Source organism: Pedobacter riviphilus (assembly GCF_014692875.1).
Lineage (GTDB): Bacteria > Bacteroidota > Bacteroidia > Sphingobacteriales > Sphingobacteriaceae > Pedobacter > Pedobacter riviphilus.
This window is the reverse complement of sequence record NZ_CP061171.1, coordinates 1,662,847-1,684,951: the sequence shown is the minus strand read 5'-3', so window position 1 is coordinate 1,684,951 and position 22,105 is coordinate 1,662,847. Positions and strand designations below refer to the sequence as shown.

The following is a 22,105-nucleotide window of genomic DNA, read 5'->3' as shown; positions in this document are numbered from 1 at the left end:
TATTTGGTTATTTAGTTACTTTCATTACCCCATTCATAATTCTCCAGTGGCCAGGAAAAGAGCAGATATATGGATAGTCGCCCACTGCATCCGGTACTTTAAATCTCAATCTGAACTTCGCTTCTGGATTTACCAGGGGTGTATAAAACAATACTTCAGGTATTTTAGGTACATATTGCATTTCTGCACCTTTAGGATTCCGAGCCAGTTTATCTGCGGCTGCCCCCACTTTCTCCATACTCCCTTTTTTAAGAATGAGCAAATTGTGCTGCATAAAATCAATATTATCGAACACCAGCTCAACTGTTGTCCCGGCTTTTACTGTAAAAGTTTTTTTATCAAACTTCATTGCATTTACAATAGGTTTTATGATAATCACCTGGTCTGCTTTCGTTTTATCTGCAGGTTTTGTAGCTGGTGTTTTTGCTAACTCCGAAGCATTTTTAACCTGTTTTGAACCCGCAATTTTTAGTGCCTCTTTAATCCATCTGTCGCCAGTGTTTACAGAATCCTTTTGAGCGACAAGCAGGTCATTCGCAATAGATGGCGATGCCGGCAGGTCAGCAATTTTCAAAAATGCAGCCAAACGGGTATTTAGATTTTTATCTTTTAACAAGCCTGTTCCTTGGATAGCCGCCAGAGCGGCAGCCGTATTAGGCAATACCTGTAAAGCTGCTTTTCGAACCCCGGCAGAAGGGTGATGCAATGCATGCACTGCTACCTGGAAAGCTTCAGTTGTGCTGTACATCCCCAAGCCATGCAATGTCCATAAGGCATGTATAGCCGGTGCGTTGATCCCGAGCTCGTCCACCTCTTGATTGCGGATCATTTTGTATAAATCAGGCACCAATGTTTTATCCCCTTTTTCAACAATTAGGCGCTGTGCCGTCATACGCCAGAATAGGTTATCACTTTGTAAACCCTTTAATAGTGATTTTGGGTCATTTTTATCCAATGATTTGATGGCTGATGGCTTTGCTTTATTATAGACCACTTTATAGATCCGTCCGTGTACGCGGTCTCTGAGCGGATTAACGTAAGCATTTCCTTTACCAGTTTCAAAACCTGGAGGAGTTGGGTTGTGCTGGATAATGAAATTATACCAATCAAGCAGCCAAACAGCACCATCAGGACCAACCTCAGTCTGCACAGGCGCAAACCACTCATCGGCACTGGCTACCAGGTTCCAGCCATCTTTTTCTTTAAATCCGGATCCGGAAGGTTCCAGTATGGCCTGGTGAACTACACGTCCGGTTGGTTCATTAACAAAAGCAATCCGGTTCCAGTAAGCTTTAGGGAAATTTCTGGCCGTATATAGATTATGTCCTGCTGCAGAGGTAAAACCGTTAAAAACATCCACCTGACGTAAGTTTTTGGTCACCACATGCATAGCATAGTGTCCGTCTATCTTATCTATGGCTTGGTTAGCCAGAACACCGATTTTATCAAGGTAAGGACTCGGAATACCTAAAAAAGCACTATGGGTATTGTTTGCTGTAGAAAGGAATACATCATTGTTTTCGGAGAATCCCAGGCCCCAGGTATTGTTACTGGTACCACCTAAATACTCCAGATTTTTCCCGTCACCGTCAAAACGGAAGGCACCCTGACCAAATTTGATTGCTTTACCACCAACCGTTCCATTATAACCTGAGTAGCCTACTGTACCCCAAATTTTATTATCGAATCCATAATGTAGACTTGAAGGACCGGCATGGGTATCAAATGTGCCCCATCCGCTAATTATCGTTTCCCTGATATCAGCCTTGTCGTCGGCATTTGTGTCTTTCAGGAAAATGAAATCAGGTGCCTGAGCAACAATGACTCCTCCGTTAGCGAAAACAATACCAGTTGGGATATTTAACTTATCGGCAAAAATGGTGAATTTATCAGCCTTGCCGTCTCCATCTGTATCCTCACAAATTTTAATCCTGTCATGCCCTTCGCCCTTAATATCTCTAACGGTATTTGGGTAGTCAACTGTCTCTACGATCCATAACCTGCCACGCTCGTCCCAGGCCATGGCAATTGGTTTCAATATATCAGGCTCCGAAGCAAACATCTCCAACTTAAAATCAACCGGAATCTGGGTCATTAATTGCGATTCTGTGGGACTCAGCGCAGCTTGCAGTTTAAAGCCACCAGGTCTTTTTTCATAATTTGGAAGTTTGGCATCACTATATTCCGGAGCTGGTTTAGGCAATTCTTCCCATCGCTTTTTTGCTTCATCATTAACGGCCCATAATACCCCGTTCTCCAGCAATTTAAGGAAAGATGGATTTTTCCAGGTACGTTCGTCGTGGCCATAAGCAGTATAAAACACTTTGCCTTTACCATAGTTCTTAACCCAGGTATAAGGTTCATGATGATCGCCTTCCACCCGCTCTGTAAGTACATGAATATCTTTTGCAACCTTATCGTGCACATAAGTTTCGTCCCAGGTGCTAAATGACGTTATGCCTTCCATAACGGGATGTTGGGCATCTACAATTGTTGCAGAAAAATCGCCTGTTTTATGGCTCTTGAACTGTCCGCCTACCATATCGATATAAGCAGCTGAGTTTTGAAAACAAAAGGATGCACAATGAACGGGAATAAATCCCTTACCACTTTTCACATAATCCAGAAGAGCCTTTTCCTGTGGCCCTGTGATTTGATCATGGTTTGAATAGATCATTAGTGCGTCGTACTTTGACAGGTTTTCTGCATTCAGATCATTTACATCAGTTGTATATGAAATATTAATTCCATTTTTAAAGAATTCCTGGGAAATGATTTCTGCAAATTTTTCAGAATTATGGTGCTGGCTGTCGTGCCCCAGGAGCAAGATCTCCAATCGCGGCGATTTTATATCTGTTATTAAACTAGCGTTAAAGCTGAATAGTGCGACCAGGCAAATAACGCCTATCGCTAAGTACTTTTTCATTGTGTGTGTCTATTTTGGTTAGCATTTAAAAGCTAATATCTAGAAATAAGCGTACAATGCCTCCTACTTTTTTGTCCAATACTGACTGTATTTTATCAATCAGTTTATTACATTTGACCACTAACATGTCAACAAAAAGGATGTATTAATGTTATTGAGTCGAATATGAAAGCAGCTGTTCAAAAATCTACGATCCCCGAAACACAAATGTTTATCATCAAAAAACTGGAGGACAAACATTTCGATCCAGTCTGGCATTCGCATTGCGAATACCAGTTATTTGTGGTGTTAGAAGGTACAGGAACGAGATTTATCGGCGATAGTATTAAATCCTTCGGGCGTGGCGACCTGGTATTCACAGGTGCCAACCTGCCGCATCTTTGGCGAAGTGATGAGGCTTATTTCAAAAAGGATAGTCAATTGAGCGTCCATGGGATTGTCATCTACCTACAGGAAAACTTCATGGGTGAACAGATGATGCAAAAGGAAGAAATGCTGCTGATCAAAAAGTTATTAAAAAAATCGGCCAGAGGATTGGAGTTCTACGGGGAATGCAAAGACCTTGTTACCCGTATGATGAAAGCGCTCACACTAATGAGTGGATTAGAGAGCTTAATCCAACTACTCAAAATCCTTCAAGTACTGGCAAATTCGAAAACTTATCATTACGTCTCACATACAGCATATAGTGATCCTGTTAATGAGAATGAGACCGACCGGATGAACAAAGTTTACGAATATGCACTCGCAAACTTTCGGAGCAGGATTTCCTTGCCGGAACTGGCAGAAATATTGTGTATGACTCCATCCTCATTCAGCAGATATTTTACGGCGAGGAACAACAGGACATTTTCCAAATTTATTATGGAACTACGCATCAAATACGCTTGTAAACTACTGATGGAAACCAATATGCCTGTATCTTTAATCTCCTATGAAAGTGGATTTAACACCTTGTCCAATTTCAACAAGCAGTTTAAGGAAATTATGAATAAAAAACCGCTGGAATATAAAATACAGTTCTCAAGTATTTGATACATTGGCATCTTTCAGCTGGGCGCTAAAGATACACGATGCTAAGAGAAAGCTGATATGAACAATGAAGAAGGTTCCTTACAATTCTGGAAGTACCGGCTATATTGAACTGAAACATAAAATCTCTGTTCAATATTGCCTAATATTTATTTCATAAAGTCAATGCTGCCATATTAGCCAGTTTCGCCCATACCAGCCTGGCTTAATTCTTAAATTCGCGGACTTCCGAATAACCGGTAGATTCATAGATTGGACATGACGATGCGATCTCTGCCGCCTCATCCAGGCTGTTTGCCTTTAACAATAAAAATCCACCCACGATCTCCGTTCCTACTTTATGAGTGGCATGGCTGATTGTTGTGCCATCCCCAGTGATGAGTCTCCCCTCCAGTGTTAAGGAACTCCCCCCGGCTAAACGGCCTTCAGCTTTTAACCGGGTCAGCCAATTGCTCCAACGCTGCTGATGAACCTGCAAATATTCAGCAGGATGTTCATCCATTCTTCCATCTGGCTCGCGGAATAAAATGATATAATCTTTCATAAAAAAATATTTTCAGTAAAAATAAAACGAATTCGATGCAAATACAACGGAATATAATATCTATTGATTTAGATTAGCAACATGAAACCTTTAGTAAAACTAATTACCGCCTGGCACTAAGGCAGATCCCGGAGATGGAGTGGTTTTATATACTAGATACGCTGAATGACCATAATGAGACCAGGAAAACAGATGTGATCAGTTTTCGTCTCTTAGTGGAATCCACAACAGGTATAGATATTTTGAACAGGATGCTTAAAGCCGGTCTGAACGCAATACCTACAAAGCCACGGGCTGTTTCTGCAGCGTTTGCAAGTGGTTGTCCACAAATTATAGCTTCAATTACCCCATTATGAAATTCAATATCCTTCAAGATTGTAAGTGTATTGTCTCCATTAGCCTCAACTTTTATCTGCAGGACTAAGGCATTTTTACCTTTATAGAAAGATTTTTCGACAGTTACCATCATTTTTGTTTTTTATTGAAAAAATGTTTGTTCAAAAAAAGGATTTCTGTTTATACCGGTATGTTTAAATCCATGCCCAAACTTAGCGGTTGAGCAGCATTGGCGCCTGATTTTGAGCTAAAATGAACCAAATTGAGCTATATAAGACCGTTATTGAGCTAAAATGAGCCATTACAGTTGTCGGGCAATGATACAAGGGCTTGGGGTTTGTGGCAGCCTGCTTAAGGGCAGCATAACCATAGGTGGTGGCGGCATTCTGCAAAAACAGGCACTGGCTTTACCTTTTAGGTAAAGAAAAGGTAAAGCCGGGGTAACCCTGGGGTAAGCCTGGGGTTAACCTGGTAGCAAGAAAGGGTAAACAACAGGTAAAGGAAGGGTAATCAAATATGGTCCTTTCACTGGCTTTTTTTTTAGGCAGCCAGTAAATCTTTCATGTAAAAACGATCACCGCCAGGCAGTTTTACAGGCTTTACGTACCGTCGTTTACCTTACTGTTATTCAATTGGTTAAACCCGTTGTGCTGAAGCGCTAAAGGTTCTTTCCCTCCAAACAAATATAATTTAATTGAAGCGCTGATCCTGCAAGCGGTCATATTCCTTTACATAATCTGGATGTTCTGTGCCCATCAACCGGTCCCAGATTCTGAAATACAAGCCATAATTCCCCTTAAATTTACTGTGATGGAGGTTATGGTGTACCGAAGTATTCAGGATTTCGAATGTCCAGGTAAAGCGGAACCATTTAGGCATAATTTCATAGCCCAGGTGTCCGTACACATTAATGATGAAACCGGTTACGGTAAAGAGTAATATTGTTAAGGGATGCATCGGCAGCAGGATCACGATTGGCACTAAAACAAGTCCCTCGGTGATGGCTTCCAGTATATGAAAACTGTAGGATGTCCATGGTGAAGGATTGGTGCTCTTGTGATGGACCAGATGGGTAAGTTTGAACAATTTTTTGTGATGCAATAATCGGTGCATCCAATAAAAATAAGTATCATGTATAATCAAGCTCAGTACCAGCGCAACCCCCATGTACCACATTGGAAAATCATTGATGTGTGTATAAATTCTGGTGTATTGATGCAGAGGTGTAAAAACCAGCCCAGCTGCGATGATTGAAAATACCAGTGTACTCTGCATGGAATGCCACACCTCACGGATGAAATCTTTTTTTGTGGCTAGTTTTTGCTGAATTTTAAATTTACCAAGCTTAACAGGCATAAACAGATAAAACAGCGCAAAAGGAATTCCGGCAAGTATAAAATACCGGATAACCGAAGCGCTAAAAATCCCCACTATGGTTTCTATTATCTTTTCCATATCTATTTTATTTTTATACTCCAAAAGTATAAAGCAAATGGTTTTTGCACCGTTAACAAAAGATAATTTAGGGGCTTAACAAAAGATAATTTATGTTATTGTTTTTCCTTTTGTATGCATCCTTTTGCGAATTCGGCTTAATGACACTGGGGTGATGCCGAGCATAGATGCGATATATTTATCAGGCACGCGGTTTACCAGGTCAAAACGCTCGGACAGTAGTTCCCGATAACGCTCTTCTGGCGATTGTGTAACAAAGGATTCTAGCATTTTTAAAGATTCGGCCAGCATTTTCATCAGGAAAAAATTTCGGAGCGGTTCATACTCTGGGTGGATTTTCAAAACCTCTTCCAAAATATCATAATCGATCTGTAGTAACTCCACAGGCTCCAGTGCACGGTAAATAAACCGTGAAGGTTGGCGGTTAATAATGGTATCATGTGAGGCAATAAACTGGCCCTCCCAGCGCAGCAGAAGTGTAGCCTCATCTCCATTTTCCTTAATGGTGTACGCCCGGATGACACCTCGTTCAATAAAAGCCAATCGACGGCTGTTTTCTCCTTCGCGGATGTAGGCTTCATTTGCTTCAAGCGATACCGGAGTCGCCATGGCAAATAATGGTGCGGTATCGGCAGGCAGTACACCTGCTAAATCAAACAATAATTTCTGTAAAGTATCAATTGATCTTCCCATATTAAATAGAAAAAATGCCGATGAGCAAAGTGCTCAATTCAAAATATCCCTGCAGGCCTGCAAAAATAACGCCAACACAACCTGAGCGATGCAGTAAACATATAGTGTATCCTTCCGGAAATTACGCGGCCAGAAGTAAAGGCATCAAAAGGTCCGGTGGAAAATTTATCTTTATGATGGATGCAGATGACATTGTTTACTCTAATAGGATTTTAACACAAATGAGTGCATGCTAAAACACCCTAAAATAGGCTATTATGTGAGTATTTCGGCAGTTTCATTGAAATACGCATAAAAGCTTTGCTCTTTTTATCAGTGACCTGGATCGAGCCCCCGAAATCAGTTACCCAGCAAAAGGAAACGATGTCCTGTTTCCTACACTTATCTTATTATCAAAAAAATCCACGATTAAACGCAAATCGGACAGAAAATGGTTCGAGAAGCGCCCACTTGGGTTCACAAACCCTCTTTACAGTCCGTAAAGAGGGTTTGCTTTTTCACTGGAAAATTTCTGTCCTAATAGTTATTTAAAGCTGATTTTGGTTCGAGCCCAATAGTTCTTTTGCTATTCCATTGCTATACAAAATAAGGAATAAGAAGAAGTTTTGAGCTATATCACGAAATCGGTATAAAATAATCTACAATACATTTTTTCTCTGGATGTACCCTATAATCATTATGATAGATCTCAAAAGGATCTCGATCAGCTTTTTTATATCCATTTTCGGCCATCCATACAAAAAGGCTATTCCAGGATTTTTCAAACTCCGTAATCCCAATTACAAAACTTCCAACAATAAATTTCCCTTTTTCGATGGAGGTTCTCCCAATATTTCCTGATGGTTTAATTGGTTCCGTTAGCGTAATGCAAGCGCTTATTCTAACTTTTTCTGGACTTGTGATTTTAAAACTATCGTGATAAATAGTGACCATTTTTGTCTCAGGATTTTTCAGTAAACCTAATGGGGTTGCCCACTTAACTAAAGTGTCATAAGATGTAGCAATTCCCTGCTCTCCAATGCTTGTTACATAAGCCAATTCTAAATTAGCCATTTCCCTGATTTCAATTTTTGCATTCATTTCTATCCAATTTTTAAGATTATCAATGCTGCAAATGTATTCCTCAAAAGCGACCAACTCTTGTCCATTCTTGCTTTCAATTTTACTGATCTTGCTAAATTTCCCTTTTTTTTGTTTACGGAATTCGGATGGACTTATATTATAATATTTTTTAAAGGATCTTGTAAGGGAAGAATTACTGTTAAAACCGAACAAAAGTGAAAGTTCAGTAATGCTTGCTTCCGGCTTATGCATTAAAACAGAAGCTACTTTTTCAATTCTCTTTCTATTGACGTAAGCATTTAATGTCTCATTTGTAATAGCCTTGAATATCCTGTGAAAATGAAACGGTGAAAAACAAGCTACTTTTGAAATCATTTCTAAAGACAAACTTGTATCTAGATTTTCATCTATAAATTGTAGCGCCTTATTAAGGCTGCTGATGTAGGTTATTTGTAATTCTTTATCAAAACTTGGCATTTTAAAGGAATAAGTATCATTCGATCCCGCTGGGATCATTTTTTTATCTTAAAGGCGCGATGTTAGCTATTTTCATCAATATGATCAAGTAGGCTCCCGAATGACTTGACCCGGATTGATGTATCTCAAAAGAACTAAATAATAAGCTAATTTAAGGAAAATATATGCCTAGAGAATAACTCCTCCCAATTTTTCCGCTTGATCCTGCATAAAAACAAAAAGCCCTTCTTGCAATGCAAAAAGGGCTTTCGTTTGTCGGGATGGCAGGATTCGAACCTACGACCTCCTGCTCCCAAAGCAGGCGCGATACCGGGCTACGCTACATCCCGAACTTGGTATCGATCTTTTTTTTATCCTGTTTTAAAAGTGGATCAACTTTTTGTCGGGATGGCAGGATTCGAACCTACGACCTCCTGCTCCCAAAGCAGGCGCGATACCGGGCTACGCTACATCCCGAACTTGGTATCTTCTTTTTTTAACTCCCTTTTTCGAAGGGATTGCAAAGTAACGGTTTTAAATTGATAATTCCATTTTTATTTGCAAATTTTTATTTTCTGCGGAGAGGGCGGGATTCGAACCCGCGGTACCGTTACCAGTACGACAGTTTAGCAAACTGTTCCTTTCGGCCACTCAGGCACCTCTCCTTTCAAACCTCTATTTTCTGCCCTACCGGCGTTGTTTTGAGGTCTGCAAATATAGTAAAACAAGTTATCCAACAAAAAAAATTACAAAATTTGTTGATAATCTATGCGCACATGATAGATGCTCATCAGCATTGTCTTGAATATCAATTTGATAGTCTCAATATCTTTTAACGTTAAATCGCAGTCGTCTAACTGATTTTGCTCCAATTTGTAGTTAATTATACGTTCAACGATATCATTTATGCTCTGCGCATCGGGATTTTTCAGACTTCTTGAGGCAGCTTCAACAGAATCGGCGAGCATTAACACCCCTGTTTCTTTGCTAAAAGGTATGGGGCCGGGATAGCGAAAAATGTTTTCGTCGACAAATTTTTCAGGTGTATTTTTCAAAAAAGACTGATAAAAATAATCAACCCGGGTATTTCCATGATGTGTTCTGATAAAATCGATAATTGCTTCAGGAATCTGGTTCTTTCTTAAAATCTCGATTCCTTTGTGCACATGCTGAATAATAATCTGCGCACTTTGCTCATAAGGTAATTTATCGTGCGGGCTCACAGCCGTATTCTGGTTTTCAATAAAATACTGTGGATTGTCTACTTTACCGATATCATGATATAAAGCCCCTGCCCTAACCAGCACAGAATTACCGCCAATTTTAAATATTGCAGCCTCGGCAAGGTTTGCCACCTGTAAAGAGTGCTGAAAGGTTCCGGGCGCTTTAAAAGCAAGTTCCCTTAGCAATTTATTGTTGGTATTGGTCAGCTCAATTAAAGCCACATCAGAAGTGATACCAAAAATACGTTCGAACAGGTAAATTAAGGGGTAAGCTAAAAGTGATAAAAGTACACTAAAAACAAAAGGAATAAAATTCATCCATTCTATTTCGCGGAAAGATCCTTCGCGCAGTAGAGCAATGCCTACAAAAGAAACTAAATAAGCCAATAGAATAAACAAGGCCGAAACCAGGAATCTTTCGCGCTTAACAAAATTTTTAATACTGAATATGGCAACCATCCCTGCGGTAACCTGATAAAACACAAATTCGAAACTATTGGCCACAAAGAAGCCGGCAATTAAAATGACCAGCATATGGAGGTAAAGTGCCAAACGCGTATCAAACAGAATCCTAATGATGATGGGCACCACACAGAAAGGTATATAATACAAACTCGGGATTTCCATCTTAATAGCCCAGGTCAATGCAAGTAGCATTCCTGTGGTTACAATAAGGATCAAGGAAAGCTGACGGTTATCGGCAAAAATATCCTTCCGGAAAAGAAAAAGGAACGACATTAAAATAGCGAGTATAAAGCCAACCAATATAACCTGCCCCAGATAAACCAATGCCCTGCTACCAATTGTTTTGGTTTGTGCATCGTAGGTTGCCTTATAAGATTCTAATTTCTGATAAATTTCTTCATCAATAACATCATTCTTGGCCACAATTAGCTCTCCTTTTTGTACCATACCCTTGGTTGTGGAGATATTGTTAACCGTATTATCCTGTATGGTTTGCGTCAGCCGCTCATCAAATACAATATTTGGGGTAATATGATCAATTGCGAGGTTTGCAATCAGATCGCCCATTACCTGATTTGGTGCTTTAAAATTATCTTTGAAAAACTTCAGGGCCGATTCTGCAGTAAAAACATCCTGTGTGTTTTTCTCCTGAGCCACATTATTTTCAAGCAAAGAAAAGTCGTAATTTTTCCCGCCTGCCTGGTGTTTCACATTTAAGCCAATAATTCCTTTCTGGTAGATACTCTGCAACAATTTATAGGCAGCACTTTTGTATATATCTTTATCCTTTTCGTTAAGTTGTTTTGATTTCCATTTCACATCAAATTCATTGGCAAACTCTTCCAGCGCATTTGCAGTAATGCCCCTATCGAATTGGTAAACCGGCAAAATATCTTTTAAGGCATTTTTTTTATCAGCGCTAACCTGCGGATTGGTTTTTAAAATAGCAAAACTGAAAGGTGAAATCAGGTCCTTATTTTTCCATACCGCATTTTTTTCAAACTCATATCTAAACCGGGGTTGTTTAGGCAGGAATAGCGTAATAATGAAAACGGTAAATATCATCATCACATATTTTAGGTTTGATGAATACTTCCGGTAAAGGATCTTGTGGGAATTTCTCTTGATTTTGGCCAAAACGATGTAATTATTGTATTGTCAAAAATAACATTTTTATCTAATATACATTTTACGGGTTTTGTTTGCAATTACCAGATTTTATATTTTACTTTATGATATCAAATTAATATCAATTATGTATCAAGAAAAAATTATCAGTCCGCCATCGGGCTATCTAACATTCGCACTATGCATAACATTGCTAGGCGCATCCATTTTCTGTTTTGTTTCAGAAATTTTTCTCTGGGGAGGGATTTTACTAGCCATAGATATATTTTTGATATTTCCGGGATTTTTAATCATCAACCCCAACCAATCGATGGTGCTCACCCTGTTCGGAAAATATATTGGCACAGTAAAAGCCGACGGTTTTTTTTGGGTAAATCCCTTAACTACTAAAAGGCGCTTATCATTAAAAGCGAACAACTTAAACGGACAGCAGTTAAAGGTTAACGATAAACTGGGTAACCCGATCGAAATTGCTGCCGTGGTGGTTTGGAAAGTAAACGAAACGGCTAAAGCTGTTTTCTCTGTAGAAAATTACATGCAATATGTAAATATCCAGAGCGAAGCGGCTGTAAGGCATTTAGCCAACATTTTTCCGTACGACCATGCTGAAGGTGAAGAAACCAGCATTACTTTAAAAGACGGCGCTGAAAAAGTAAGTGAACTTTTAGAAAACGAGCTGAATGAGCGTTTATCGCGCGCAGGTATCGAAGTTCTGGAGGCCAGAATTTCGCATTTGGCTTATGCGCCGGAAATTGCCAGCGCCATGTTACAGCGCCAACAGGCTACAGCGGTTATTGCCGCCCGTAAATTAATTGTTGAAGGTGCCGTGGGTATGGTAGAAATGGCATTAGAGAAATTATCGCAAAAAGGAATTGTTGACCTGGATGAAGAGCGTAAAGCAGCTATGGTAAGTAATTTGCTGGTGGTGCTTTGTGGCGACCGCCATGTACAACCTGTAGTAAACACCGGCACCTTATATAACTAAGTAAAATGGAATTTGAGGAAAAACAAAGCTTAAAACTTTGGTGGCTCTATATTTTGCTGGCTATTGATGCGGTTATAGTGCTGAGCATTGTGCTTTTCGATAAAGGTGGGATGAGCTTTGAAACTTTAAAAGCCAATTATTTTGCTCCATTTTGGGCAGTTCTCCTTCCTTTTGCAATTATCTACCTGCTTCAAAAAAATAAAATGACTTTGCAGATCGGTACCGAAGGCATTTCTTACAAGTATTTCCCTTTTCAAACCAAACTGAAGCTATTGAGTTGGGGCAACATCGAGAAAGTTTATATCAATAAATACAACGCTTTAGGAGATTATGGTGGATTTGGTGTTCGCAGCAGGCTTTGGTTTAAATTTAACGATAAAGCTTATATCTTAAATGATAAGGATAAAGGTTTACAGATTGAATTTAAAAATGGCAAAAGGCTATTATTTAGCAGCAATAAAATAGATGAGCTGGAAATGTTCCTTATTAATTTAAAAACAAAGTATAATATACAAGCAATACAGTAAAAGAATGGCGGAGAAAGATAAAAAAGCTTTTGTATTAAGAATTAGCCCTGCTTTATTAAAAGAAGTAGAAACCTGGGCTGCCGATGAGTTTAGAAGTACGAACGGGCAGATTGAGTTTTTACTTACGCAGGCTATAAAATCGAGAAAAAAAGGAAAAACAAAAGAGGAATAACAGCAAGGCTTCCGAAGATTCAAAAGCCCAGAGCATTAGCCAACTGCAAATTGAGAATTGTGATAATATGGGCGTTCCCCAAGCTACGCAAGGGTCGGGCTTTTCAGGGCTGCGCTCCGCTCTGGTACCAGTGAAGAACCGGTACTGATCCCTAATCTAAACCTATCAGGTTTCTAAAACCTGATAGGTTTGTATATTTTAATGTATATTAATAAATTTTCTGCCCCCAGCAACCTAAGCTAAGAACCACTAACCCAGGTTAATTAAACCTGATGGCAGCGGCAGCCCTGAAGTATGAGGGCTATAGCGAACAGCAGGACTTGACAAACCCAAGCAATGCTACAGTACCTTTCCAAATAAATTGACATGATTTAACCACCCCGCCCTACGAGCACCCCTCCTTAAAACAAGAAGGGAATAATCGTCGCTAGAAAGGCAACTTAGCCAAAGAACCACCAGCCCAAGTAATTTAAACCTGATGGCAGCGACAGCCCCGAAGCATGAGGGCTACAGCGAACAGCAGGACTTGACAAACCCAAGCAATGCTACAGTACCTTTCCAAATAAATTGACATGATTTAACCACCACGCCCTACGAGCATCCCTCCTTAAAACAAGGATGGGAATAATCACCGCTAGAAAGGCAACTTAGCCAAAGAACCAGCAGCCCAAGTAATTTAAACCTGATGGCAGCGACAGCCCCGAAGCATGAGGGCTACAGCGAACAGCAGGGCTTGACAAACCCAAGCAATGCTACAGTACCTTTCCAAATAAATTGACATGATTTAACCACCACGTCCTACGAGCACCCCTCCTTAAAACAAGGATGGGAGTAACAACGCCCTCCTAAATCCTATTGATATCACTTTTCAAAAAAAAAAACAAGCTTTATTTTAATCCAAATGAATTAGTGTTCCCAAACAACTCTTCTTTATTTTTCAATTGAAATATGCAAAAACTAACAATGATACGTTATTGCAATATTAAAAATGTATAACTTAGCGGCCTAACCAAAAATTCATAAAATTTAGTATACATGAAAGAAGTTGTAATTGTATCAGCTGTGCGAACGCCTATTGGTAGTTTTGGAGGCTCATTAGCTCAATTTTCTGCTACCCAGCTTGGCGGCTTTGCCATTAAGGCTGCCATTGAAAAAGCTGGATTAAAACCAGAACAGATCCAAGAAATATACATGGGTAATGTTTTATCTGCAAACTTAGGTCAAGCGCCAGCTACACAAGCTGCAAAACTTGCAGGTTTACCAGATTTACCTGCCACAACCATAAATAAAGTATGTGCTTCGGGCACAAAAGCAATAATGCTTGCTGCACAAAGTATTGCAAATGGCGATAATGAAATTATTGTAGCCGGTGGCATGGAAAGCATGAGTAATGTTCCCTATTATCTGGATAAGGCAAGAAACGGCTATCGCCTGGGGCACGGACAGATTACAGATGGCTTAGTAAAAGATGGCCTTTGGGATGTTTACAACGATTACCACATGGGATCGGCTGCCGAGCTTTGCGCTACCGAATGCCACATTAGTCGCGAGGCACAGGATAATTTCGCTATCGAATCTTACAAAAGAGCGCAGGCTGCACAAAGCTCAGGTAAATTTGCCAACGAAATTGTAGCCATAGAGGTTAAAGACCGTAAAGGAGATATTACTTTGGTTGATACCGACGATGAGCCTACGGCTGTTAAGTTCGATAAAATACCTACATTAAAACCAGTGTTTAAAAAAGATGGGACTGTAACTGCGGCAAATGCATCAACTTTAAATGATGGTGCAGCGGCATTGGTTTTAATGAGTGCCGATAAAGCGAAAGAACTAGGCTTAAAACCTTTAGCTAAAATTTTAAGTTATGCTGATGCACAGCAGGCACCTGAATGGTTTACAACTGCACCATCAAAAGCAATCCCATTAGCTTTACACAAAGCCAATATAAATATAAAGAATGTAGATTTTTTTGAGATCAACGAGGCTTTTTCTGTAGTTTCTATCGCTAATAATCAACTTTTGGCGCTAAACGACAGCCAGGTTAATGTTAATGGTGGTGCCGTTTCATTAGGTCATCCGCTTGGTGCATCGGGTGCCAGGATTGTAGTTACCTTGCTTTCGGTACTGGCACAAAACGACGGAAAAATTGGTGTAGCCGGAATCTGTAATGGTGGTGGTGGTGCAAGTGCCCTTGTTATCGAGAAATTATAATTTTGTTTTTGCAGCATCTTCGCATTTGATCATACATGAAACTTTTCAGATTTTATATCCTTTTAATCTTTGGAACGCTAAGCTTTAGCCTAAAAGCGCAGCAAACGCCAAACAAATTGGCCGTTTTTCAAGATACACTGATTAAAATATCGGCAAGGGTTATTGCTGCTCAAAGCGATGCGCAAAAATTAGAAATAAACGGCAATTTTGTAAAAACCCTTGTAGAGGCTTTAAAAGCTCCCAATTCTTTTTCTTACCCCTTCGATTCACTTAAAAATGTATCGGTAATTAAATCACCCGATCAGGCTTTCAGGATTTTGAGCTGGTACCTCCCATTAGCAGATGGCTCTTACCGCTATTATGGTGCCATCCAGATGAATACCCAAAGTGGCCCATTGAAACTTTATCCCTTAATCGATCAGACCGATAATCTTAGCGACCCTAATGGCATCACGAATAACCAGAAATGGTTCGGCGCCAGGTATTATGAAGTTATTCCGGTAACCAGTGGAAACCGCTTACCTTATTACGTACTACTGGGATGGAAAGGCAATACACCGTACACAACCAAAAAAGTCATCGAAATCCTTTCGTTTAATAAGGACAATATTACTTTTGGTGCCCCGGTTTTTGATGGAAAAGACCTGAAAGGGAAAAACAGGGTTATATTTGAATATGCCAAATCGAATGCCATGATGTTAAAAAGTGATGCAAAAGCCGGTATGATTGTGTTTGACCATTTAGCATCCTTCAATCCGGAAATGAAAGATACCTTTGAATATCACGGGTCGGACGGCACATTTGATGGCTTCAAAATTATTGGCGGCAAATTAAAATTACAGGAAGAACTTACGCTTAACAACGATCCTAATTCGAACGATGAACTTTACGCGGATCCGAAGAAAAATGTTAAACCCATCAGAAAGTTTTAATTTTTAACAAAACTTAACAACTTCATTACCTGATACATCATTTAAAAATTTGTGAGTTTGGCATCCGCTGACTATATTGCGCCCTGCTAAACTAACTTAAACAACACACAAATTCTGAATTCATAAACTAAAACCAACAAATGTTTTATGCAAACTTCTAATGAAACCATTAGTATTGACCATGATAAGGAACTAGACCTTCACTTAAACAGTCAAGGCGTTTCCCCTGAAAAATTATTTAGCCACCCAGTTGGCCTTTTTGTACTCTTTTTTACCGAAATGTGGGAAAGATTTAGTTACTATGGAATGCGGGCCATTTTGGTTTTATTTCTGATTAGTGATTTAAGTAAAAACGGTTGGGGCTGGCCACGACCAGAAGCTTTACAGCTTTACGCTATTTATACAGGTTTAGTATACTTTACCCCAATACTTGGTGGTTTAATTGCCGATAGATTTACAGGATATAGAAGAGCTGTTATCATCGGCGCTTTTATTATGACCTTAGGTCATGCAGCGATGGCATTAGAAGGCTTTAGCACCAACTTTTTCTATGTTGGCTTATTGCTACTAATAATTGGTAACGGATTTTTCAAACCAAATATTTCTTCAATTGTAGGTAAACTCTACCCTCCTATCAGCGACAAAAAAGATAGTGCCTATGCTATTTTTTACATGGGCATTAACTCTGGTGCTTTTATCGGCATGTTAATGTGTGGTTATATCGGCGAAAAAGTGGGCTGGCATTACGGTTTCGGCTTAGCTGGTGTTTTTATGCTTTTTGGTATGTTACAGTTCTATTTCGGGCAGAAAATATTTGGTGTAATTGGCGCTGCTGTTGATAAAGCAAAAGCAGTAGAAAAAGCAGACCCTACAGTAGAAGTAATCCCTAAAAAAGTTAGAACCCAGCGTTTGTGGGTAATTGCCATTCTGTCTATCTTTACCATTTTCTTTTGGATGGTATTTGAACAAGCTGGTGGTTCGATGACCATTTTCGCAAAAGATTATACCTTAAGAAACTTAACAGGTGGAGCAGCTACAACCTTTAAATGGGTAGATGCTATCCTTACCATATTTCCATTGGTAGCCGTAACTTTCGTATTGCTTTCATTGGCGGGCAAAATTTTCAAAAAATACCCTGCAACCATTTTGTTTACATTATTGAGTTTTGCCATTATCTGGGTGCTGGCTATCTGGAAAGTAAGCAGGGAAATGGGGTCAGTAAGCACCGAAGTTCCAGCTTCCTGGTTCAGTGTGTTAAATTCTTTTTTTATTGTATCACTGGCACCTATTGTTTCGAAGATATGGGAAACCAAATTCAACCCAAGCGGACCTGTAAAGTTCGGTTTTGGATTAATTTTCGTTGGAATTGGTTTCGCTGGTTTAGCTTATGGCGGATCGTCGATTCCGCAAGGGGCAACCTCGGCAGAAGTAAGTTTATTCTGGTTAATTTTTGCTTATTTTTTCCACACTGTTGGTGAACTATGTATTTCTCCGGTTGGTTTATCTTATGTAAGTAAACTTGCCCCTTCAAATTTAGTCGGCTTGATGTTCGGTGTATTTTTCACCTGCACCGCTATCGGTAATTACCTCGCTGGTGCAACAGGATCGCTGATTGATAAAATCAGCTCAGCATATTCAATTTCTACATTCTTCTTAATATTTACCATTATTCCTATTGTTGCAGGCTTAATTATGTTTGCGTTAAGCCCATTATTGCGCAAATGGATGCATGGTGTTCACTAATCAAAAAATAAATTTAACAAAAAGCCCGATCTCCATCGGGCTTTTAATTTTTAAACCTATTTAATGGAAAAAACAGTTTCAATAGAAGATATTCAAAATTTTGAAGGAAAATACCCGAAACAGCTCTGGCATCTATCATTGGTAGAAATGTGGGAGCGTTTCTGCTTTTACGGCATGCGCGGGGTATTGGCTTTTTTTATGGTAGAGCAACTGGGTTTAAGCGACCAAAAATCGAACCTACAGTATGGTGCCATACAAGCCTTTGTTTATGCTTTTACTTTTATAGGCGGTATTTTTGCCGATAAAATTTTAGGCTTCAGAAAATCTCTTTTTTGGGGCGGGGCTTTAATGATTACCGGAAACTTAATCTTGGCCTTCTCTCCACACGATTTATTTTATGCAGGAATTACCTTATCTATTATTGGAACCGGTTTCTTCAAACCCAATGTTTCATCGATGGTTGGCGAATTATACCACGAAAAAGACAACCGTAGAGATGCGGGTTATGGGCTTTTTTATGCGGGTATTAACGTAGGTGGATTATTGGGCGGTGCCATGTGTATTTATTTAGGTAAATATTACAACTGGCACTTGTGTTTCTTATCAGCCGCATTGGTAATGATGTTCGGTTTAGGCACATTCATTTTCACAAAAAAACATTTAGGTCCGATTGGGAATTCGCCTTTGCTGCACCTTAAAAAATCAAAACAGCAGCTATGGGAAACAGCTGTTTATGTGGGATCGATACTTTGTATCCCATTGATTTATATTATGGTGAAAAACACCACCTTTACTGATTATTTCATGTACACGATAGGTATTATTGCATTGATCTATTTCTTGTACGAAACCTTTAAAATAAAAGATAAAAAAGCACAGTATAAACTACTGGCAGCTTTCGTTTTTATTTTCTGTTATTTCATTTTCATGGCCATATCTGAGCAGAGCGGTGGCTCGTTATCGTTATTTGCGAAAGATAATCTTGATCATAAAGTCCTCTTTTTCAATATTGATCCGAATGTGGTAAACAATAGCGTTAACTCGTTTTTTGTTATTGTTTTTAGTCCAATTGTAGGTATTTTATGGCTTGGCTTGTACAAGCGCAAAATTGAACCGAATACCGTGGTAAAATTTGGACTTGGTTTCATTCTATTGGCTTTAGGTTTTTATCTTTTTTATGCGACAAGATTCTTCGCCAATACTCAGGGCATTAGCTCGTTAAATGTATTTACCTTAGCCTACTTATTATTTACATTAGGTGAACTTTGTTTAGGCCCGATAGGCATGTCGATCATTACTAAACTATCGCCAAAAAAAATGTTCGGGATGATGATGGGACTTTGGTTTTTATCGAGTGCTTTCGGACAATTGGCTGCCGGAAAACTGGGTGCAGAAATGTCGAGTATCGATAATGCATCTTTACAGACTAAATTAATGGCGTACACCGAGGGTTATAAGGCCCTAGCTTTATATTCTTTAATTGCAGGTTTGGCATTAATTATTTTTTCGCGGTTGGTTAAAAAGTTAATGCAGGAGGTGAGGTAATATTGTCATTCTGAATGCAATGAAGAACACAAAGGTGCTGCGAAGTAAATATTTGTACTAAAAGTGTAAATAGAAGGTTTTGGAGCGCCCCCAGACTGATATTGTTTTAAGAAGCATATTCAATAAAATTTGGAAAGGAACGGACTGGAGTGCTTGGCATCTTCAGTCCCGCCATTCGCTATAGTCCCTCTTTTCAATCGGGAGCTGCCGCTGCTGCCGGGTTTAGGAACAATGGTTCGTGCTGCTAAACCAATTTACAGATCTGTAGAACGAAGTTCCGGACCAAAAGAAAATCCTACATGCTATAACATCAAAAGATAGATCCTGAAACAAGTTCTGGAAGACGAATTATCCCGAATTAACGAAAATTCATAAAGGTTTCATATTAAATATTTACTTTCGCACATTAAAAGCAATTGCAAGCACAAATAAGCACAGCATAGCACATATAAAGGCCAAAAGCTTATATTATAAAAACCACAACAAACGTGTCAGATAGTTTAGTCATCATTCCCACCTATAACGAGAAGGAAAACATCGAAAAAATCATTAGAAAGGTTTTTTCGCTAACACAGCCTTTTCATGTTTTAATTATTGATGATGGTTCTCCTGATGGAACTGCTGAAATTGTAAAATCGCTGCAACAAGAATACGAAGGGCATTTATTTATTGAAGAGCGTGCTGGTAAACAAGGTTTGGGTACAGCCTATATTTATGGCTTTAACTGGGCATTAAAACACGATTATGCCTACATTTTTGAAATGGATGCCGATTTCTCACACAACCCAGATGACCTATCGCGCTTGCGCGAAGCCTGTGTAAATGGTGCCGATGTAGCCGTTGGCTCCAGGTATGTTAAAGGCGTAAATGTGGTAAACTGGCCAATGGGCAGGGTTTTAATGTCGTATTTTGCTTCAATGTACGTGCGTATGATTACCCGGATCAACATTCAGGATGCTACTGCCGGCTTTAAATGTTACCGCAAAATTGTATTGGAAACCATTCCGTTAAATAAAATTAAGTTTGTTGGTTATGCTTTTCAGATCGAAATGAAATTCACCGCCATTAAGTTTGGCTTTAAAGTAGTCGAAGTTCCGATCATCTTCACCGATCGTACGGAAGGAACATCAAAAATGAGCACCCGTATTTTCAGAGAAGCTTTTTTAGGTGTAATCCAGATGAAAGTTTGGAGTTGGTTTAGGAATTATAATAGGGAGTCTTAAGTCCAGAGCCTTAAGTCCACATCGCCTAGTTCTATTAACTTCCGACTAAGGACTATAGACTTAGGAACTATAAATTAAGGCTTCCCCTGCGATTCCCGTATCATTGCCCCAAAATCCTGGCCCTTATCCATCGCCTTAACAGTCATTACAATTCTTTTGGTGCGCGTAGGTTCGGTTTTAGCCTGGTTAATCCAGTTGATATAATAATTTTGATGCGATTTAGGCTGTTTTAAAAAGTTCTCGATTAAATGTTCTTCTTCTGACAGGCAAATCTCCAGGTCTTCGGGCATTTCGATTTTAAAATCTTTATCCTCTTCTAAATAAAGTTCTACCGCTGCTCCCGCTTCTTTTCTTAGTTTTTTACGGACTTCGCCTTTTAAGGCAATAATAAAATCGCCCGCTCCCATTGGCATGGCTGCCATACCGTTAATCTCCAGCTGATCTATCTTTCCTTTTACCCTGAAACTCTTTTTACAACCGGGCTTAATTTCATTGGCTAAAGCTTCGGGAATAAATACATAACTCCATCCGGTTTTTTCGCCCATGGTGTCGAAACGTTCTATTTCTGCTTTAAAGTGGATCATGGTTTAAATATAAAAATTATGTTTAAACAAGTAAACGATTAAATCGTTAGGCTATTTGTGCGCTCGTTGGAAACGAGCGCAAACTATAATCGATCATCATTCCCGCGCAGGCGGGAACCACGCAGTGCTCAGCGAAGCTAATCTTAATGCAATAAACTTTAGATTCCCAATCAAGTTGGGAATGACGATCTCATAAAGAAAACATTAATCGGCTCAAAAACAACCCAAATCATGAGCCGATTATCAAGATTAATCGGCTCATGACCAAAATAAACTAGTTATAATAAAGAATATTGATAATGATTTAAAGGGCTACCCAACAATTTAAACTCATTAATTACCACAAATTGTTGTTTAACTTTATCAAGTTTACGAATGGCAATTGTATCACAGTTAAACTCTAAGTTAATGTTACCATACAAATGCGCTGCCCGATCAATTTGAACCGAACTCAGGTCACGTCCTATTGATATATGCGCGTTAGCCCCATTTACAGTATTTTTAGATTTAAGCCTTTCCCGAAATACATTTAAAAGATCTTTTAAATATAACTTGCATGAATCATTAGGAAGCAGAACAATGGCATGGCTAAATTTTGATACGTTTACATGGTCAAAAATTACTTTGTGCGGCCGTTGTGAGCAACAAATTTTCTCAATGCATTTTTTGTAAAAACCAAATTCATATCGATCTGCTAAAAACGTAACTACGGTAATGTGTGCCTCCGAATTTCTACTGGCATACCATCCTATTTTAGCTGCTAGCCTATCTTTTAAAACTTTAACATCATTAATAACTTCTCTTTGCGGGTAAACAACTATTGAATACCAGTCTTTTTTTAATTTTAAATTCATATTTTTTTA

General features: G+C 39.2%; 19 protein-coding genes and 3 tRNA genes. 10 read left to right on the top strand and 12 right to left on the bottom strand.

Going from position 1 to position 22,105, the window contains the following annotated elements; genetic code table 11:
• Positions 1-7: 7 nt before the first annotated feature.
• Complete coding sequence (locus tag H9N25_RS06795) at positions 8-2,926, bottom strand: PVC-type heme-binding CxxCH protein (protein WP_190328371.1); 2,919 nt, start codon at positions 2,924-2,926, stop codon at positions 8-10.
• 165 nt (positions 2,927-3,091) lie between these two features.
• Here H9N25_RS06795 and H9N25_RS06790 point away from each other — a divergent pair, with 165 nt between their 5' ends.
• Positions 3,092-3,961 carry an AraC family transcriptional regulator gene (locus H9N25_RS06790; protein ID WP_190328370.1) on the top strand — a complete coding sequence of 290 codons (870 nt, stop codon included), beginning with the start codon at positions 3,092-3,094 and terminating at the stop codon, positions 3,959-3,961.
• Between the two features lie 202 nt (positions 3,962-4,163).
• Here the strand turns inward: H9N25_RS06790 and H9N25_RS06785 are convergent, their stop codons facing one another.
• The 4 genes from H9N25_RS06785 to H9N25_RS06770 all read right to left on the bottom strand — a co-directional run bounded on the left by H9N25_RS06785 (position 4,164) and on the right by H9N25_RS06770 (position 6,986).
• Positions 4,164-4,502, bottom strand: coding sequence for a YciI family protein (locus tag H9N25_RS06785; RefSeq protein WP_190328369.1), 339 nt, complete (start codon positions 4,500-4,502; stop codon positions 4,164-4,166).
• Between the two features lie 145 nt (positions 4,503-4,647).
• The gene (locus H9N25_RS06780) at positions 4,648-4,971 is read right to left on the bottom strand and encodes a hypothetical protein (RefSeq protein ID WP_190328368.1); all 324 of its coding nucleotides are present in this window, start codon (positions 4,969-4,971) and stop codon (positions 4,648-4,650) included.
• Positions 4,972-5,528: 557 nt separating this feature from the next.
• Positions 5,529-6,293 carry a sterol desaturase family protein gene (locus tag H9N25_RS06775; protein WP_190328367.1) on the bottom strand — a complete coding sequence of 255 codons (765 nt, stop codon included), beginning with the start codon at positions 6,291-6,293 and terminating at the stop codon, positions 5,529-5,531.
• Between the two features lie 90 nt (positions 6,294-6,383).
• Complete coding sequence (locus tag H9N25_RS06770) at positions 6,384-6,986, bottom strand: Crp/Fnr family transcriptional regulator (protein ID WP_167293969.1); 603 nt, start codon at positions 6,984-6,986, stop codon at positions 6,384-6,386.
• 14 nt (positions 6,987-7,000) lie between these two features.
• Between H9N25_RS06770 and H9N25_RS25410 the strand changes: the two genes are divergently transcribed.
• Positions 7,001-7,222, top strand: a complete 222-nt coding sequence (locus H9N25_RS25410; protein WP_407947445.1) for a glycosyltransferase family A protein — start codon at positions 7,001-7,003, stop codon at positions 7,220-7,222.
• A 379-nt stretch (positions 7,223-7,601) separates the two neighbouring features.
• On the opposite strand, the gene H9N25_RS06765 is transcribed toward H9N25_RS25410, so the two are convergent.
• The 5 genes from H9N25_RS06765 to H9N25_RS06745 form a co-directional block, all read right to left on the bottom strand.
• Positions 7,602-8,564, bottom strand: a complete 963-nt coding sequence (locus H9N25_RS06765) for an AraC family transcriptional regulator (protein WP_223833633.1) — start codon at positions 8,562-8,564, stop codon at positions 7,602-7,604.
• Positions 8,565-8,780: 216 nt separating this feature from the next.
• Positions 8,781-8,854: transfer RNA gene (locus H9N25_RS06760), tRNA-Pro, on the bottom strand.
• Positions 8,855-8,907: 53 nt separating this feature from the next.
• Positions 8,908-8,981: transfer RNA gene (locus H9N25_RS06755), tRNA-Pro, on the bottom strand.
• 101 nt (positions 8,982-9,082) lie between these two features.
• Positions 9,083-9,169: transfer RNA gene (locus H9N25_RS06750), tRNA-Ser, on the bottom strand.
• Positions 9,170-9,250: 81 nt separating this feature from the next.
• Entirely contained in the window at positions 9,251-11,257 is a 2,007-nt protein-coding gene (locus H9N25_RS06745; RefSeq protein WP_190329108.1) for an HD family phosphohydrolase, read from the bottom strand.
• 190 nt (positions 11,258-11,447) lie between these two features.
• On the opposite strand from H9N25_RS06745, the gene H9N25_RS06740 reads away from it, so the two are divergent.
• From H9N25_RS06740 to H9N25_RS06705, 8 genes are all read left to right on the top strand, one after another.
• The gene (locus tag H9N25_RS06740) at positions 11,448-12,305 is read left to right on the top strand and encodes an SPFH domain-containing protein (RefSeq protein ID WP_190328366.1); all 858 of its coding nucleotides are present in this window, start codon (positions 11,448-11,450) and stop codon (positions 12,303-12,305) included.
• A 5-nt stretch (positions 12,306-12,310) separates the two neighbouring features.
• A complete protein-coding gene (locus H9N25_RS06735; protein ID WP_190328365.1) occupies positions 12,311-12,832 on the top strand; it encodes a hypothetical protein in 522 nt (173 codons plus the stop codon).
• Positions 12,833-12,836: 4 nt separating this feature from the next.
• The gene (locus H9N25_RS06730; RefSeq protein ID WP_167293965.1) at positions 12,837-13,004 is read left to right on the top strand and encodes an Arc family DNA binding domain-containing protein; all 168 of its coding nucleotides are present in this window, start codon (positions 12,837-12,839) and stop codon (positions 13,002-13,004) included.
• A 1,035-nt stretch (positions 13,005-14,039) separates the two neighbouring features.
• Positions 14,040-15,215: an acetyl-CoA C-acyltransferase gene (locus tag H9N25_RS06725; protein ID WP_190328364.1), complete on the top strand. Its 1,176-nt coding sequence runs from the start codon at positions 14,040-14,042 to the stop codon at positions 15,213-15,215.
• Positions 15,216-15,250: 35 nt separating this feature from the next.
• Positions 15,251-16,147, top strand: coding sequence for a hypothetical protein (locus H9N25_RS06720; protein ID WP_190328363.1), 897 nt, complete (start codon positions 15,251-15,253; stop codon positions 16,145-16,147).
• Positions 16,148-16,294: 147 nt separating this feature from the next.
• Positions 16,295-17,890, top strand: a complete 1,596-nt coding sequence (locus H9N25_RS06715) for a peptide MFS transporter (protein ID WP_167293962.1) — start codon at positions 16,295-16,297, stop codon at positions 17,888-17,890.
• Between the two features lie 63 nt (positions 17,891-17,953).
• Entirely contained in the window at positions 17,954-19,435 is a 1,482-nt protein-coding gene (locus H9N25_RS06710) for a peptide MFS transporter (protein WP_190328362.1), read from the top strand.
• Between the two features lie 488 nt (positions 19,436-19,923).
• Positions 19,924-20,658 (top strand): polyprenol monophosphomannose synthase, encoded by a 735-nt coding sequence (locus H9N25_RS06705; RefSeq protein WP_167293960.1) that lies wholly within the window; start codon positions 19,924-19,926, stop codon positions 20,656-20,658.
• A gap of 74 nt (positions 20,659-20,732) precedes the next feature.
• Here the strand turns inward: H9N25_RS06705 and H9N25_RS06700 are convergent, their stop codons facing one another.
• The gene (locus H9N25_RS06700; RefSeq protein ID WP_190328361.1) at positions 20,733-21,242 is read right to left on the bottom strand and encodes a YdeI/OmpD-associated family protein; all 510 of its coding nucleotides are present in this window, start codon (positions 21,240-21,242) and stop codon (positions 20,733-20,735) included.
• Positions 21,243-21,520: 278 nt separating this feature from the next.
• A complete protein-coding gene (locus H9N25_RS06695; protein WP_167293958.1) occupies positions 21,521-22,096 on the bottom strand; it encodes a hypothetical protein in 576 nt (191 codons plus the stop codon).
• Positions 22,097-22,105: the final 9 nt, after the last annotated feature.

Coding starts and splice junctions, on each gene's coding strand:
- H9N25_RS25410 (WP_407947445.1), top strand. CDS start 7,001: ATGCCGATGAGCAAAGTGCTCAATTCAAAATATCCCTGCAGGCCTGCA.
- H9N25_RS06745 (WP_190329108.1), bottom strand. CDS start 11,257: ATGATATTTACCGTTTTCATTATTACGCTATTCCTGCCTAAACAACCC.
- H9N25_RS06695 (WP_167293958.1), bottom strand. CDS start 22,096: ATGAATTTAAAATTAAAAAAAGACTGGTATTCAATAGTTGTTTACCCG.
- H9N25_RS06720 (WP_190328363.1), top strand. CDS start 15,251: ATGAAACTTTTCAGATTTTATATCCTTTTAATCTTTGGAACGCTAAGC.
- H9N25_RS06730 (WP_167293965.1), top strand. CDS start 12,837: ATGGCGGAGAAAGATAAAAAAGCTTTTGTATTAAGAATTAGCCCTGCT.
- H9N25_RS06765 (WP_223833633.1), bottom strand. CDS start 8,564: ATGATCCCAGCGGGATCGAATGATACTTATTCCTTTAAAATGCCAAGT.
- H9N25_RS06740 (WP_190328366.1), top strand. CDS start 11,448: ATGTATCAAGAAAAAATTATCAGTCCGCCATCGGGCTATCTAACATTC.
- H9N25_RS06725 (WP_190328364.1), top strand. CDS start 14,040: ATGAAAGAAGTTGTAATTGTATCAGCTGTGCGAACGCCTATTGGTAGT.
- H9N25_RS06710 (WP_190328362.1), top strand. CDS start 17,954: ATGGAAAAAACAGTTTCAATAGAAGATATTCAAAATTTTGAAGGAAAA.
- H9N25_RS06790 (WP_190328370.1), top strand. CDS start 3,092: ATGAAAGCAGCTGTTCAAAAATCTACGATCCCCGAAACACAAATGTTT.
- H9N25_RS06785 (WP_190328369.1), bottom strand. CDS start 4,502: ATGAAAGATTATATCATTTTATTCCGCGAGCCAGATGGAAGAATGGAT.
- H9N25_RS06780 (WP_190328368.1), bottom strand. CDS start 4,971: ATGATGGTAACTGTCGAAAAATCTTTCTATAAAGGTAAAAATGCCTTA.
- H9N25_RS06735 (WP_190328365.1), top strand. CDS start 12,311: ATGGAATTTGAGGAAAAACAAAGCTTAAAACTTTGGTGGCTCTATATT.
- H9N25_RS06795 (WP_190328371.1), bottom strand. CDS start 2,926: ATGAAAAAGTACTTAGCGATAGGCGTTATTTGCCTGGTCGCACTATTC.
- H9N25_RS06715 (WP_167293962.1), top strand. CDS start 16,295: ATGCAAACTTCTAATGAAACCATTAGTATTGACCATGATAAGGAACTA.
- H9N25_RS06775 (WP_190328367.1), bottom strand. CDS start 6,293: ATGGAAAAGATAATAGAAACCATAGTGGGGATTTTTAGCGCTTCGGTT.
- H9N25_RS06700 (WP_190328361.1), bottom strand. CDS start 21,242: ATGATCCACTTTAAAGCAGAAATAGAACGTTTCGACACCATGGGCGAA.
- H9N25_RS06770 (WP_167293969.1), bottom strand. CDS start 6,986: ATGGGAAGATCAATTGATACTTTACAGAAATTATTGTTTGATTTAGCA.